The 13,225-nt window shown below is 55.1% G+C and carries 23 protein-coding genes; all 23 read left to right on the top strand.

Translation table 11 applies throughout. The annotated features are described in order from the left end of the window. Nucleotides 1-13: 13 nt before the first annotated feature. The 23 genes from rplB to rplQ all read left to right on the top strand — a co-directional run bounded on the left by rplB (nt 14) and on the right by rplQ (nt 12,936). The gene (gene rplB, locus ACQZ51_RS22960) at nt 14-850 is read left to right on the top strand and encodes a 50S ribosomal protein L2 (protein ID WP_042618530.1); all 837 of its coding nucleotides are present in this window, start codon (nt 14-16) and stop codon (nt 848-850) included. 15 nt (nt 851-865) lie between these two features. Continuing rightward, nucleotides 866-1,144, top strand: coding sequence for a 30S ribosomal protein S19 (rpsS, locus tag ACQZ51_RS22955; RefSeq protein WP_003507772.1), 279 nt, complete (start codon nt 866-868; stop codon nt 1,142-1,144). A 2-nt stretch (nt 1,145-1,146) separates the two neighbouring features. After that, on the top strand, nt 1,147-1,536 hold the full coding sequence (gene rplV, locus ACQZ51_RS22950; protein WP_037172087.1) for a 50S ribosomal protein L22: 390 nt from the start codon (nt 1,147-1,149) through the stop codon (nt 1,534-1,536). Then, nucleotides 1,536-2,267: a 30S ribosomal protein S3 gene (gene rpsC, locus ACQZ51_RS22945; protein ID WP_042618529.1), complete on the top strand. Its 732-nt coding sequence runs from the start codon at nt 1,536-1,538 to the stop codon at nt 2,265-2,267. Before rplV ends, rpsC begins: the two co-directional genes overlap by 1 nt. 38 nt (nt 2,268-2,305) lie before the next feature. Then, nucleotides 2,306-2,719 carry a 50S ribosomal protein L16 gene (rplP, locus tag ACQZ51_RS22940; protein ID WP_042618528.1) on the top strand — a complete coding sequence of 138 codons (414 nt, stop codon included), beginning with the start codon at nt 2,306-2,308 and terminating at the stop codon, nt 2,717-2,719. Nucleotides 2,720-2,731: 12 nt separating this feature from the next. Continuing rightward, nucleotides 2,732-2,932, top strand: a complete 201-nt coding sequence (gene rpmC / locus ACQZ51_RS22935) for a 50S ribosomal protein L29 (protein WP_042618527.1) — start codon at nt 2,732-2,734, stop codon at nt 2,930-2,932. A gap of 12 nt (nt 2,933-2,944) precedes the next feature. Then, the gene (gene rpsQ / locus ACQZ51_RS22930) at nt 2,945-3,181 is read left to right on the top strand and encodes a 30S ribosomal protein S17 (RefSeq protein ID WP_042618526.1); all 237 of its coding nucleotides are present in this window, start codon (nt 2,945-2,947) and stop codon (nt 3,179-3,181) included. 232 nt (nt 3,182-3,413) lie between these two features. Next, a complete protein-coding gene (rplN, locus tag ACQZ51_RS22925) occupies nt 3,414-3,782 on the top strand; it encodes a 50S ribosomal protein L14 (protein ID WP_003495199.1) in 369 nt (122 codons plus the stop codon). Nucleotides 3,783-3,794: 12 nt separating this feature from the next. Beyond that, nucleotides 3,795-4,103, top strand: a complete 309-nt coding sequence (rplX, locus tag ACQZ51_RS22920) for a 50S ribosomal protein L24 (RefSeq protein WP_042618525.1) — start codon at nt 3,795-3,797, stop codon at nt 4,101-4,103. Beyond that, nucleotides 4,096-4,653, top strand: coding sequence for a 50S ribosomal protein L5 (gene rplE, locus ACQZ51_RS22915; RefSeq protein ID WP_192066641.1), 558 nt, complete (start codon nt 4,096-4,098; stop codon nt 4,651-4,653). The genes rplX and rplE overlap by 8 nt, the downstream gene beginning before the upstream one ends. A gap of 33 nt (nt 4,654-4,686) precedes the next feature. Continuing rightward, complete coding sequence (gene rpsN, locus ACQZ51_RS22910; RefSeq protein ID WP_042618523.1) at nt 4,687-4,992, top strand: 30S ribosomal protein S14; 306 nt, start codon at nt 4,687-4,689, stop codon at nt 4,990-4,992. Between the two features lie 12 nt (nt 4,993-5,004). After that, a complete protein-coding gene (gene rpsH / locus ACQZ51_RS22905; RefSeq protein ID WP_042618522.1) occupies nt 5,005-5,403 on the top strand; it encodes a 30S ribosomal protein S8 in 399 nt (132 codons plus the stop codon). Nucleotides 5,404-5,445: 42 nt separating this feature from the next. Beyond that, complete coding sequence (rplF, locus tag ACQZ51_RS22900; protein WP_042618521.1) at nt 5,446-5,979, top strand: 50S ribosomal protein L6; 534 nt, start codon at nt 5,446-5,448, stop codon at nt 5,977-5,979. A 12-nt stretch (nt 5,980-5,991) separates the two neighbouring features. After that, nucleotides 5,992-6,354 carry a 50S ribosomal protein L18 gene (rplR, locus tag ACQZ51_RS22895; RefSeq protein ID WP_042618520.1) on the top strand — a complete coding sequence of 121 codons (363 nt, stop codon included), beginning with the start codon at nt 5,992-5,994 and terminating at the stop codon, nt 6,352-6,354. Nucleotides 6,355-6,471: 117 nt separating this feature from the next. Then, the gene (gene rpsE / locus ACQZ51_RS22890; protein ID WP_192066639.1) at nt 6,472-7,041 is read left to right on the top strand and encodes a 30S ribosomal protein S5; all 570 of its coding nucleotides are present in this window, start codon (nt 6,472-6,474) and stop codon (nt 7,039-7,041) included. 11 nt (nt 7,042-7,052) lie between these two features. Then, the gene (gene rpmD, locus ACQZ51_RS22885; RefSeq protein ID WP_042618518.1) at nt 7,053-7,259 is read left to right on the top strand and encodes a 50S ribosomal protein L30; all 207 of its coding nucleotides are present in this window, start codon (nt 7,053-7,055) and stop codon (nt 7,257-7,259) included. 16 nt (nt 7,260-7,275) lie between these two features. Beyond that, nucleotides 7,276-7,755 carry a 50S ribosomal protein L15 gene (gene rplO / locus ACQZ51_RS22880; RefSeq protein WP_042618517.1) on the top strand — a complete coding sequence of 160 codons (480 nt, stop codon included), beginning with the start codon at nt 7,276-7,278 and terminating at the stop codon, nt 7,753-7,755. Between the two features lie 313 nt (nt 7,756-8,068). After that, entirely contained in the window at nt 8,069-9,409 is a 1,341-nt protein-coding gene (gene secY / locus ACQZ51_RS22875; protein WP_042618516.1) for a preprotein translocase subunit SecY, read from the top strand. Next, nucleotides 9,406-10,020 carry an adenylate kinase gene (locus ACQZ51_RS22870; protein ID WP_448780825.1) on the top strand — a complete coding sequence of 205 codons (615 nt, stop codon included), beginning with the start codon at nt 9,406-9,408 and terminating at the stop codon, nt 10,018-10,020. The genes secY and ACQZ51_RS22870 overlap by 4 nt, the downstream gene beginning before the upstream one ends. Nucleotides 10,021-10,244: 224 nt before the next feature. Next, entirely contained in the window at nt 10,245-10,613 is a 369-nt protein-coding gene (gene rpsM, locus ACQZ51_RS22865) for a 30S ribosomal protein S13 (protein WP_042618514.1), read from the top strand. A gap of 134 nt (nt 10,614-10,747) precedes the next feature. Further along, on the top strand, nt 10,748-11,137 hold the full coding sequence (rpsK, locus tag ACQZ51_RS22860) for a 30S ribosomal protein S11 (RefSeq protein ID WP_042618513.1): 390 nt from the start codon (nt 10,748-10,750) through the stop codon (nt 11,135-11,137). 188 nt (nt 11,138-11,325) lie between these two features. After that, nucleotides 11,326-12,336: a DNA-directed RNA polymerase subunit alpha gene (locus ACQZ51_RS22855; protein WP_042618512.1), complete on the top strand. Its 1,011-nt coding sequence runs from the start codon at nt 11,326-11,328 to the stop codon at nt 12,334-12,336. 174 nt (nt 12,337-12,510) lie between these two features. Next, nucleotides 12,511-12,936, top strand: a complete 426-nt coding sequence (gene rplQ, locus ACQZ51_RS22850; protein ID WP_042618511.1) for a 50S ribosomal protein L17 — start codon at nt 12,511-12,513, stop codon at nt 12,934-12,936. Nucleotides 12,937-13,225: the final 289 nt, after the last annotated feature.

Raw genomic sequence — 13,225 nt, 5'->3', positions numbered from 1 at the left:
GGGAACAAATAAAATGGCATTGAAAAGTTTCAATCCGACCACGCCTAGCCAGCGTCAGCTGGTTATCGTGGACCGTTCTTCGCTCTACAAGGGCAAGCCGGTAAAGGCTCTTACAGAGGGCCTCAGCTCGAAGGGTGGCCGTAACAATCAGGGCCGGATCACCGTTCGTTTTCAAGGCGGCGGTCACAAGCGGACCTACCGTCTGGTAGACTTCAAGCGTCGCAAGTTCGACGTTGAAGGTACGGTCGAGCGTCTGGAATATGACCCTAACCGCACCGCATTCATCGCGCTCGTGACATACACGGACGGCCAACAGGCTTACATTCTCGCGCCACAGCGTCTTGCTGCCGGTGACAAGGTGATCGCCTCCGAAAAGGCAGTGGACGTGAAGCCAGGCAACACTATGCCTCTTCAGTACATTCCAGTCGGTTCGATCATCCACAACGTCGAGATGAAGCCAGGTAAGGGCGGTCAAATCGCTCGTTCCGCCGGTACGTATGTCCAGCTCGTTGGTCGCGATGCAGGGATGGCGATCCTTCGCTTGAACTCCGGTGAGCAGCGTCTCGTGCACGGCACTTGCCTTGCATCTATCGGCGCTGTCTCGAATGCCGATCATGGCAACATCAACGACGGCAAAGCCGGTCGTTCACGCTGGCGCGGCAAGAAGCCTCACGTTCGCGGTGTCGTGATGAACCCTGTCGATCACCCTCATGGTGGTGGTGAAGGTCGTACGTCTGGTGGTCGCCATCCGGTGACTCCGTGGGGTAAACCCACAAAGGGCAAGCGCACTCGCTCCAACAAGTCGACCGATAAGTTCATCATGCGTTCGCGCCATCAGCGCAAGAAGTAAGAGAGGAACTCTCAAATGGCTCGTTCAGTATGGAAAGGTCCGTTTGTTGACGGCTATCTTCTCACTAAGGCTGAGAAGGTACGTGAAAGCGGACGCAACGAAGTGATCAAGATCTGGAGCCGTCGCTCCACGATCTTGCCGCAGTTCGTCGGTCTGACATTCGGCGTCTACAATGGCAGCAAGCATGTGCCCGTCTCGGTCAACGAAGACATGGTCGGACACAAGTTCGGTGAATTCTCTCCGACCCGGACCTATTACGGTCATGGTGCGGACAAGAAGGCAAAGAGGAAGTAATCATGGCGAAGGCTAAGACCGAACGCCGGCTGAAGGACAATGAGGCTCAGGCCATTGCCCGCACGCTTCGCGTCAGCCCCCAGAAACTGAACCTGGTTGCCGCTCTTATCCGTGGCAAAAAGGTTGATCGCGCTCTCGCCGAGCTCGAATTCTCCCGCAAGCGCATTGCTTCGACCGTCAAGAAGACGCTCGAATCTGCAATTGCCAATGCGGAAAACAACCATGATCTCGACGTCGACGCTCTCGTCGTCGCCGAGGCCTACGTTGGCAAGTCCATCACCATGAAGCGTTTCCACGCTCGTGGCCGTGGTCGTGCATCGCGCATTGAAAAGCCGTTCTCTCACTTGACGATTGTTGTTCGTGAAGTGGAAGAAAAAGGGGAGGCCGCATAATGGGTCAGAAAATCAATCCAATCGGCTTCCGCCTCGGTATCAACCGCACTTGGGATAGCCGCTGGTATGCAGACACTGCTGAGTACAGCAAGCTTCTGCACGAAGACCTCAAGATCCGTGCTTACCTGATCAAGGAATTGAAGCAGGCTGGTATCGCCAAGGTTGTCATCGAGCGTCCGCACAAGAAGTGCCGCGTGACCATTCACTCGGCTCGTCCGGGTCTGATCATCGGCAAGAAGGGTGCAGACATCGAGAAGCTTCGCAAGAAGATCTCTGAGATGACTGCTTCTGAAACGCACCTCAACATTGTTGAAGTGCGTAAGCCAGAAATCGACGCAACGCTCGTTGCGCAGTCGATCGCTCAGCAGCTCGAGCGTCGCGTGGCTTTCCGCCGCGCCATGAAGCGCGCTGTTCAGTCCGCACTGCGTCTTGGCGCCGAAGGCATCAAGATCACTTGCGGTGGTCGTCTTGGCGGCGCTGAAATCGCTCGTACCGAATGGTACCGCGAAGGTCGCGTTCCTTTGCACACGCTGCGTGCGGACATCGATTACGGTGTGGCAGAAGCCACAACGGCATTCGGCATCTGCGGCATCAAGGTTTGGATCTTCAAGGGCGAAATCCTTGAGCACGATCCAATGGCTTCCGAGCGTCGTGGGCTCGAAGGCGATGCACAGGGTCCGGCAAGCCGTGAGCGTGGCGATCGTGGCGACCGTCGCCGCGAAAACGCTTGATTGACGCTGGCGAAAGATAAGCTCGGAGAAGTTAGAAAATGTTGCAGCCAAAGCGTACTAAGTACCGTAAGCAGTTTAAGGGTCGCATTAAAGGTGTGGCCAAGGGCGGCTTTGACCTGGCATTCGGTGAATTCGGCTTGAAGTCGCAGGAACCGAACCGCGTGAACGCGCGCGAGATCGAGGCGGCCCGCCGCGCGATCACGCGTTACATGAAGCGCGCTGGTCGTGTGTGGATCCGCGTATTCCCAGACACTCCGGTTACGGCGAAGCCGACCGAAGTTCGTATGGGTAAGGGCAAGGGTTCTGTTGAATACTGGGCATGCAAGGTCAAGCCCGGTCGTATGATGTTCGAGATCGACGGTGTTTCCGAGGAGATCGCCCGCGAGGCGCTTCGTCTCGGCGCTGCCAAGCTCTCGGTTAAGACGCGCTTCGTTCAGCGCATCGCAGAGTAAGGAGCAGGCACCATGAAAGCCGAAGACGTTCGCGGCCTCAGCGCCGATCAGCTCAAGGACAAGCTAGCCGACCTGAAGAAAGAGCAGTTTAACCTGCGCTTTCAGAAGGCAACCGGCCAGCTGGAAAAGTCCTCGCGCATCGACGAAGTCCGCAAGGACATCGCCCGCGTGAAAACCATTGCCCGCCAGAAGGCGGCAGAAGCCAAGGCCTAAAGGAAGAATAATATGCCTAAACGCATTCTGCAGGGCGTCGTTGTGTCCGACAAGAACGAGAAGACTGTTGTAGTCCGTGTTGAGCGCCGATTCGCTCACCCGCTGCTTCAGAAGACCGTTCGTCGTTCGAAGAAGTACAAGGCGCACGACGAAAACAACCAGTACAAGATCGGCGATGTCGTTTCCATTGAGGAATGTGCACCGATTTCCAAGGATAAGCGCTGGACGGTCATTTCCGCCCAGGCATAATTTCGACAGAATTTCGCGTGGCACTTGCTATATGCGCGAAAGTCTGTATGAAGCAGCACAAGAACGCTCGTTCACGGGCGTTCTTTTGCTTTGATGCGCACGGAAGGTCCGTTAGGAAACCACCCTGTCACGATTATTCCGCGCGAAAACAGAGATATTCATAAGCTGGAACAGGGGGCTGTTTCTATGAAATTGCCCAACCGGTCCGGTCACAACAAGAAGGCGACCTGACATGATTCAGATGCAAACAAACCTCGACGTGGCGGATAATTCCGGCGCACGTCGTGTCATGTGCATCAAGGTGCTGGGCGGCTCGAAGCGCAAGTATGCTTCCGTTGGCGACATTATCGTCGTTTCTATCAAGGAAGCCATTCCGCGCGGCCGCGTCAAGAAGGGTGATGTGATGAAGGCGGTTGTCGTTCGTACAGCCAAGGACATTCGTCGCGCAGACGGCAGCGTCATCCGTTTCGATAACAACGCAGCTGTTCTTATCGATAACAAGAAAGAGCCGATCGGCACCCGTATCTTCGGACCGGTTCCACGCGAACTTCGCGCTAAGAACCACATGAAGATCATCTCGCTGGCTCCAGAAGTACTGTAAGGAGCGATAGCGATGCAGAAAATTCGTAAAGGCGACAAGGTTGTCGTATTGACCGGTAAGGACAAGGGCCGTACCGGCGAAGTAACACAGGTCTTGCCGAAGGAAGACCGGGCTTTCGTGAGTGGCGTAAACATGGTGAAACGTCACCAGCGCCAGACCCAGGGCCAGGAAGGCGGCATCATCAACAAGGAAGCTTCCTTGCACATTTCCAACCTCGCCATCGCCGATAAGGATGGCAAGCCAACTCGCGTTGGTTTCTCGGTTGTAGACGGCAAGAAAGTCCGTGTTGCCAAGCGTTCGGGAGAAGTGATCGATGGCTGAGTCCAAGTACGAGCCGCGCCTTAAGGCAGAATACGTATCCCGTATTCGCGGCGCGATGCAGGAGAAGTTCTCCTACTCAAACGTTATGATGATCCCCCGTCTGGATAAGATCGTCATCAACATGGGCGTGGGTGAAGCAACTGCTGACTCCAAGAAGCCAACAGTTGCAGCTGCCGATCTGGCTGCGATTGCCGGTCAGAAGCCTGTTATTACCAAGGCTCGCAATTCGATCGCTGGCTTCAAGGTCCGCGAACACATGCCAATCGGTGCGAAGGTTACCCTTCGTGGCGCGCGCATGTATGAATTCCTAGATCGTCTGGTCAACATCGCGCTTCCACGCGTTCGCGACTTCCGGGGTCTGAACCCCAAGAGCTTTGACGGCCGTGGCAACTTCGCCATGGGCATCAAGGAGCACATTGTGTTCCCAGAGATCAACTACGATAAGGTTGATCAGATGTGGGGCATGGACATCATCGTTTGCACGACGGCGACTTCGGACGACGAAGCACGGGCTCTTTTGACAGAGTTCAACTTCCCGTTCCGTCAGTAACCGTAACGACGAGCGTAGAAAAGGAACTCCGATATGGCGAAAACAAGCGCAGTTGAAAAGAACAAGCGCCGCCGCAAGACGGTCGCCTCTCAGGCTGGCAAGCGTGCCGCTCTGAAGGCAATTGTCATGAACCAGTCCCTTCCGATTGAAGAGCGGTTCCAGGCAACTCTCAAGCTCGCTTCGCTGCCACGTGATGGCTCGAAGACGCGTATCCGCAACCGCTGCGAAGTAACGGGCCGTCCGCGCGCGTTCTATCGTAAACTTGGGATGTCGCGTATTGCGCTTCGCGAGTTGGGCAATTCCGGCAAGGTGCCGGGTATTGTCAAGTCGAGCTGGTAAGGAGACGGGCACATGACAATGACTGATCCTTTGGGTGATATGCTTACCCGAATCCGCAATGGTGCAGCCCGTCGCAAGTCTTCGGTCAACACACCAGCATCCAGCCTGCGTGCGCGCGTTCTCGACGTGCTTCAGGCTGAAGGCTACATTCGCGGTTATTCCAAGGTTGATTTTGAGAACGGCAAGTCCGAGCTCACTATCGAACTGAAGTACTACGAAGGCGCGTCGGTGATCCGTGAGATCGGCCGCGTGTCCAAGCCGGGCCGCCGGGTTTATGTCTCGGTCAAGTCCATCCCGCAGGTTGCGAACGGCCTCGGCATCACTATCCTTTCGACTCCGAAGGGTGTGATGGCTGATCACCAGGCTCGCGAACAGAACGTTGGTGGTGAGGTTCTTTGCTCCGTCTTCTAAGACTGGGCAAGGATCTCCTTAACGGACAGACAGGATAGAAATATGTCTCGTATCGGTAAAAAGCCCGTTCAGGTTCCTGCAGGTGTGACGGCCAATGTCGACGGCCAGAAGATTACTGCCAAGGGTCCTAAGGGCGAACTGTTCTTCGTCGCAAATGACGAAATTCAGCTCAAGCTGGAAGATAACGCTGTTTCGGTACAGCCAGCCAACAACTCCAAGGAAGCTCGTTCGAAGTGGGGCATGTCCCGCACGATGGTCGAGAACATCTTCAAGGGTGTCAAGGATGGCTACGAGCGCAAGCTCGAAATCAACGGCGTCGGTTATCGTGCGTCTCTGCAGGGCAAGAACCTGCAGCTGGCTCTCGGTTTCTCTCACGATGTAGTTTACGAGCCTCCGGTCGGCATTACGATTGCCGTTCCGAAGCCTACGGAAATCATCGTTTCCGGCATTAACAAGCAGCAGGTCGGTCAGGTTGCCGCGGAAATCCGCGAATACCGTGGTCCCGAGCCCTACAAGGGCAAAGGCGTCAAGTACGCTGAAGAACGGATCATCCGCAAAGAAGGCAAGAAGAAGTAAGGATCACGCGAAATGGCTAGCAGGAAAGAAGCACTTGCACGTCGCGCGAGCCGTGTGCGCCGCCAGATCAAGGCGGTTGCCAACGGTCGCCCGCGCCTGTCGGTTCATCGCTCGTCGAAGAACATCTACGTTCAGGTCATCGATGATGTTGCAGGTAAGACGCTTGCGTCTGCCTCCACACTCGAGGCTGATCTGCGCTCGTCTTTGAAGACGGGTGCGGATGTTGCAGCAGCTGCCGCAATTGGCAAGCTCGTTGCTGAACGTGCCAGCAAGGCTGGTATCAAGGATGTCGTATTCGACCGCGGCGCCTTCATTTACCACGGCCGTATCAAGGCTTTGGCTGAAGCTGCCCGCGAAGGCGGTCTGAACTTCTAAGACTTTTCCGCCCGGCATGTCCGGGCGGATTTCACCGGATCACAAGGACTTCAGCAATGAAGCCGGTGGTCCATTATTGTTTGCCGTTCCACCCGCAAAAGAAAAAGGAAAAGGACAATGGCACAAGAAAAAAGAGGTTCTCGCGACGACCGCCAGAACCGCGAAGAGCGCGATAGCGAATTTGTCGACAAGCTGGTTGCTATTAACCGCGTTGCCAAAGTTGTTAAAGGCGGCCGTCGTTTCGGTTTTGCCGCACTCGTAGTCGTTGGTGACCAGAAGGGCCGCGTTGGCTTTGGTCACGGCAAAGCTCGTGAAGTTCCAGAAGCAATCCGCAAGGCAACAGAAAGCGCAAAGCGCGATCTGATTTTCGTTCCTCTGCGCGATGGCCGTACACTTCACCACGATGTTAACGGTCGTCACGGCGCAGGCAAGGTTCTCCTTCGCTCTGCAAAGGCTGGTACTGGTATCATCGCCGGTGGTCCAATGCGCGCTGTTTTCGAAACGCTCGGCGTGCACGACGTTGTCGCCAAGTCGACTGGTTCCTCGAACCCATACAACATGGTTCGCGCAACTTTCGACGCTTTGAAGCACCAGGTTCATCCTAAGGACGTCGCTGCACAGCGCGGTCTTAAGTATGCGACCCTTCAGTCTCGCCGCGCCGCTTCCGGCAACGCGTCTGAAGAATAAGGAGCAGTATCATGGCCAAGACTACAACTGAAGCCAAGACGACTGTTACTGTTGAACAGATCGCAAGCCCAAATCGCCGCCCTGCAGTTCAGCGTCAGACGCTGATCGGTCTGGGTCTCAACAAGATGCACCGTCAGCGCACACTGGAAGATACTCCATCTGTCCGCGGCATGATCCGTGCTGTCCAGCATCTCGTTCGCGTCGTAGACGAGAAGTGAGACGGAGGAAGTCATCATGAAACTCAATGAAATTAAAGACAATGAAGGTTCCACCAAGGATCGTATCCGCGTAGGTCGCGGTATCGGTTCTGGCAAGGGCAAGACCGGTGGTCGCGGCGTCAAGGGTCAGAAGGCTCGTTCGGGCGTTGCAGTCAACGGTTTCGAAGGCGGTCAGATGCCAATCTACCGCCGTCTGCCTAAGCGCGGCTTCAACAACATCTTCGCTTCGGAATATGCGGAAGTTTCCGTTGGCCGCATTCAGACTGCGATCGACGCAGGCAAGCTCGATGCCAACGCAACGATCGATGCTGCCGCTCTCAAGGCTGCTGGCGTGATCCGTCGTCTGAAGGATGGCGTTCGCATTCTTGCTGATGGCGAATTGACTTCGAAGGTTTCCATCGAAGTCGCAGGCGCTTCCAAGTCTGCTGTTGAAAAGATCGAAAAGGCTGGCAGCTCTATCAAGCTTCTGGTTGTTGCAGCGGAAGCTGCAGAGTAATATAAGACTTTGAACGCCCGGTTTGCTTCACTCCGGGCGTTCGCACCCATAGTCGCACAGTGCTTTGATTCTTAATCGATTTAAAGTTTGCGCGGAAACTCTCAGGCGGCGCCTATGCGACGCGGGGAGAGCCTCACAGTTCCAGGTTGCTCGCATGAGCTTCGGACGAACTAACGAAAACAAGGGTGAGGCATGATTTCGGCTCAAGAGCTGTTATCCGTCCAGAGCCCGGTTTTTGCACCAGTATCTTTTAAGACCTTTTCCGGAATTGCCGGTTTCCGTGCCGCTGGACAAGGGTCATGCGGAGAAATTTATGGCTTCAGCAGCGGAACAACTGGCCTCGAACCTGAATTTTTCGACCTTCGCGAAAGCTGAAGATCTGAAAAAACGACTCTGGTTCACCCTTGCCGCACTTCTCGTTTATCGTCTCGGCACACATATTCCGCTTCCTGGTCTGAACCCGGAAGCCTACGCGCAGGCGTTCCAGGGCCAGGCAAACGGTATTCTCGGTCTCTTCAACATGTTTGCCGGCGGCGCTGTAGAGCGCATGGCGATTTTCGCGCTCGGCATCATGCCTTACATTTCCGCATCGATTATCGTGCAATTGATGACGTCTGTCGTGCCTTCGCTCGAAGCCTTGAAAAAGGAAGGCGAGGCGGGCCGCAAGATCATCAATCAGTACACGCGTTACGGCACGGTGCTGCTTGGTACGCTTCAGGCCTATGGCATTGCAGTTGGTCTTGAGAGCGGGGCAGGGCTGGTCGTTGATCCAGGCGTGTTCTTCCGTATCTCGACCGTTATCACGCTGCTCGGCGGCACAATGTTCCTGATGTGGCTCGGTGAGCAGATCACGTCGCGCGGTATTGGCAACGGGATTTCGTTGATCATTTTCGCCGGCATCGCAGCTGGCCTTCCAAAAGCTCTTGCTGGCACATTGGAACTTGGTCGCACCGGTGCTCTTTCGACGCCGTTGATTCTGGCCGTTGTTCTGGTCGCAATCGGCGTTATCGCGCTGATCGTCTTCGTTGAACGTGCCCAGCGTCGTCTTCTGATCCAGTATCCGAAGCGCCAGGTTGGTAACCGCATGTTCCAGGGCGATACATCGCATCTGCCGTTGAAGCTCAACACAGCCGGCGTTATTCCTGCGATTTTCGCTTCTTCGCTATTGCTCTTGCCTGCAACAGCCGCAGGCTTCACCAACAGCACCAATCTGCCACCATGGGCGACGACGATCATTGCGTCGCTTCAGCACGGCCAGCCATTGTTCATGCTCTTCTATGGTCTTCTGATCGCGTTCTTTGCCTTCTTCTACACGGCAATCGTGTTCAATCCGAAGGATACCGCAGATAATCTGAAGAAGCATGGCGGCTTCATTCCAGGCATTCGTCCGGGCGATCGCACGGCGGAATACATCGATTATGTTCTGACGCGCATCACCGTTCTGGGCGCGATCTACCTCGTCTTCGTGTGTATCCTGCCAGAAACGCTGATTGCGCGTACGGGCATACCATTAGCCCTTGGTGGTACTTCGCTTTTGATCGTAGTCAGTGTAACTCTTGATACCGTGGCACAGATTCAGGGTCACCTGATCGCCCAGCAATATGAGGGGCTGATCAAGAAATCGAAACTGCGTGGAGGAAAGAGGGGACGATGAGACTGATATTTTTGGGACCGCCGGGAGCTGGCAAGGGTACACAGGCAAAGCGCCTGACCGACAAATATGCCATACCGCAGCTATCGACAGGCGACATGCTCCGTGCAGCCGTCAATGACGGCTCGGAGATCGGGCTGCGCGCGAAGGAAGTGATGGATGCCGGTGGTCTTGTATCGGACGATATCGTCAATCAGATCGTGTCCGAACGGATAGAGCAGCCCGACTGTGCCAAGGGTTTCATTCTCGACGGTTACCCTCGCACTGTTCCGCAGGCGAAGACACTCGCGGATAATATGCGCCAGAAGAACATTCAGCTCGATGCTGTTATCGAGCTGAGGGTAGACGAGGACGCGCTTGTTCGCCGAATCGAAAACCGTGTTGCTGAGACTATTGCGGCTGGCGGCGTGGTTCGCTCGGATGACAATCCCGAGTCGTTCCGCAAGCGTCTTTCCGAGTACCGCGAAAAGACAGCGCCGCTCTCTCATTACTATGAAGAGCAGGGCGAACTGGTGGTGCTGGATGGCATGGCTGATCTCGACTCTGTTTCGGCTGCTATCGAGGCTGTGCTTCAAAAAGATGGGTCTACACAGGCTACTGTTGCTCATCTGTAAAGAATCTTGGCGGGGCCGGTTGCTTTTTTGAACTGATTCCGTTAAACACCGCGCCAACTCGCGACATCCCAAGCGACTGGCGCGGATTTTCCTCAAGGGAAGGAAAGTCCGGGTTCGGTCGTTTTGACTTGTGACGAACACGAATTTTGAACTGGCGGCTACGAGAGCCGCTCAAATGAAAGCACCACTTGCCGGATGGCAACTGGAACGCAAGGAGAATAGACGTGGCACGTATCGCTGGCGTCAACATCCCGACGGCTAAGCGCGTTGTTATCGCCTTGACCTATATTCACGGGATTGGCACGAAATTCGCGCAGGAAATCGTTGAAAAAGTCGGTATTCCGGCTGAGAAGCGCGTTCATCAGCTGACGGACGCAGAAGTTCTGCAGATCCGTGAAGCAATCGACCGCGATTATCGCGTCGAGGGTGATCTTCGTCGTGAAACATCGATGAACATTAAGCGCCTTATGGACCTGGGTTGCTACCGTGGTCTGCGTCACCGTCGTGGCCTTCCGGTCCGCGGTCAGCGCACACACACCAACGCTCGTACTCGCAAGGGTCCAGCGAAGGCGATTGCAGGTAAGAAGAAGTAAATTCCGATTGTTCGGAGTGGAGGGCTGGTGCAAGCCGCACCAGCCTTTCTGAGTTTGGCGGAGGCTTCGCAAGAAGTGATCGCCGGTGTAGCCGCTGGTGTTACGGCGGTGCAGAGATCCAAGAAAGGTAGACCATGGCCAAGGAAGCCACTCGCGTTAAACGTCGCGAACGTAAGAACATCACGACGGGCGTAGCGCACGTCAACTCGACCTTCAACAACACGATGATCACCATCACCGACGCACAGGGTAACGCGATTGCCTGGTCGTCTGCTGGTGCAAAGGGCTTCAAGGGTTCGCGTAAGTCGACACCATTTGCTGCTCAGATCGCTGCTGAAGATGCTGCCAAGAAGGCACAGGAACACGGCATGAAGACGCTGGAAGTTGAAGTTTGCGGTCCGGGTTCCGGTCGCGAATCTGCGCTTCGCGCTTTGCAGGCTGCTGGTTTCATGATCACTTCTATTCGTGATGTTACGCCAATCCCGCATAACGGTTGCCGTCCGCGCAAGAAGCGCCGCGTTTGACGCGACCGTATCCTGAGAATTCCGCCTTGCCTTCGGGCTGGCGGAATTTTCGCGTATGTGGCGTGTGGCCTGCCGGTAACCCGGCCTTCCTTACGCTTTAAGAACCCTCCGATGAACCTTTGGTTCCTCTCGGTGATCATGCTCGGTCCGCCACGATTGAATGGTGGCGGCGAACGGAAGGTTTAAAGATGATTCAAAAGAATTGGCAGGAACTGATCAAGCCGAACAAGGTCGAGTTCACGTCTTCCAGCCGCACGAAAGTGACGCTGGTTGCAGAGCCGCTTGAGCGCGGTTTTGGTTTGACGCTTGGTAACGCGCTTCGTCGCGTGCTCTTGTCGTCTCTGCGTGGTGCTGCTGTGACTGCGGTGCAGATTGATGGTGTTCTGCACGAATTCTCGTCCATTCCCGGCGTTCGGGAAGATGTGACCGATATCGTTCTCAACATCAAGGAAATCGCCATCAAGATGGATGGTGATGATTCCAAGCGCATGGTCGTGCGTAAGCAGGGTCCAGGTTCGGTAACAGCTGGTGATATCCAGACCGTTGGCGATATCGAGATCCTCAATCCTGATCACGTGATCTGCACGCTCGATGATGGCGCTGAAATCCGCATGGAATTCACTGTCAACAACGGCAAGGGCTATGTACCGGCTGAACGTAACCGTGCGGAAGATGCTCCAATCGGTCTTATTCCCGTCGACAGCCTTTATTCTCCGGTCAAGAAAGTGTCCTACAAGGTGGAAAACACCCGTGAAGGTCAGGTTCTGGACTATGACAAGTTGATCATGACGATCGAGACCAACGGCTCTGTAACCGGCGAAGACGCTGTTGCATTTGCCGCTCGCATTCTTCAGGACCAGCTCGGCGTCTTCGTCAACTTTGACGAGCCGCAGAAGGAAGCTGAAGAAGAGTCGGTGACCGAACTGGCATTCAACCCTGCGCTTCTCAAGAAGGTCGACGAGTTGGAATTGTCTGTTCGTTCTGCGAACTGCCTGAAGAACGACAACATCGTTTATATCGGCGACCTCATTCAGAAGACCGAAGCCGAAATGCTTCGCACTCCGAACTTTGGCCGCAAGTCGCTGAACGAAATCAAGGAAGTTCTCGCTTCCATGGGTCTGCATCTCGGCATGGAAGTGCCGGCATGGCCACCAGAGAACATCGAAGATCTCGCTAAGCGTTACGAAGACCAGTACTAAGCAGCTTGGGGTGCCGCGCTAGCGGCTTCCCCTCGCAGGCTTATCAACAATAAACCAGATAAGAAGGCAGACCCGTTACAGACTGCCTTTCCCCGTCAAACAGCAGGCCCGTCGCCTGCATGTGCCAGGAAACGGCAGGCCCGGATAGGGAACCTGCATTAAAGGAGAATAGCAATGCGCCACGGAAATTCAGGCCGCAAGCTCAATAGAACCGCCAGCCACCGCAAGGCAATGTTTGCCAACATGGCTGCTTCGCTCATCACGCATGAGCAGATCGTCACAACTCTGCCAAAGGCGAAGGAAATTCGCCCAATCGTAGAAAAGCTCGTAACTCTCGGCAAGCGCGGCGATCTGCACGCTCGTCGTCAGGCTGTATCCCAGATCAAGGATCAGGACGCAGTTCGCAAGCTGTTCGATGCCATCGCTGAGCGTTACGCAACCCGTAACGGCGGCTACCTGCGCATCATGAAGGCTGGCTACCGTCAGGGCGACAACGCTGCCATGGCTGTTGTCGAGTTCGTAGAGCGTGACGTTGATGCCAAGGGCGCAGCCGACAAGGCTCGCGTTGCTGCTGAGAACGCTGCTGCAGAAGCTGCATAAGGTTCGGCGCTTTTAAGCGCAGACAACAAAAAGCCGGGTGAGCGATCACCCGGCTTTTTGTATTTTTCAGTTCGAGCACTGTATTTGAAGACTCTACCTCAGCCGTATCAATTCTCGCGCGGCTAAAGGCTGTAAACTTCGCCATACCTAGCATCCCTTCGCCATCAACGAGCCTTGTTGAGGGGGATATTGTGTTTAAGCATGGAATGTTGACCCCTCTGGTGGGGTGATACTTATTCAATTTTGACCCCCTCTGGATTTCATCCGACCATCCGGCTTTTGGCAGCGG

It is taken from the genome of Agrobacterium sp. CG674 (genome assembly GCF_053521645.1).
This window is presented reverse-complemented; position numbering and strand designations above follow the sequence as displayed.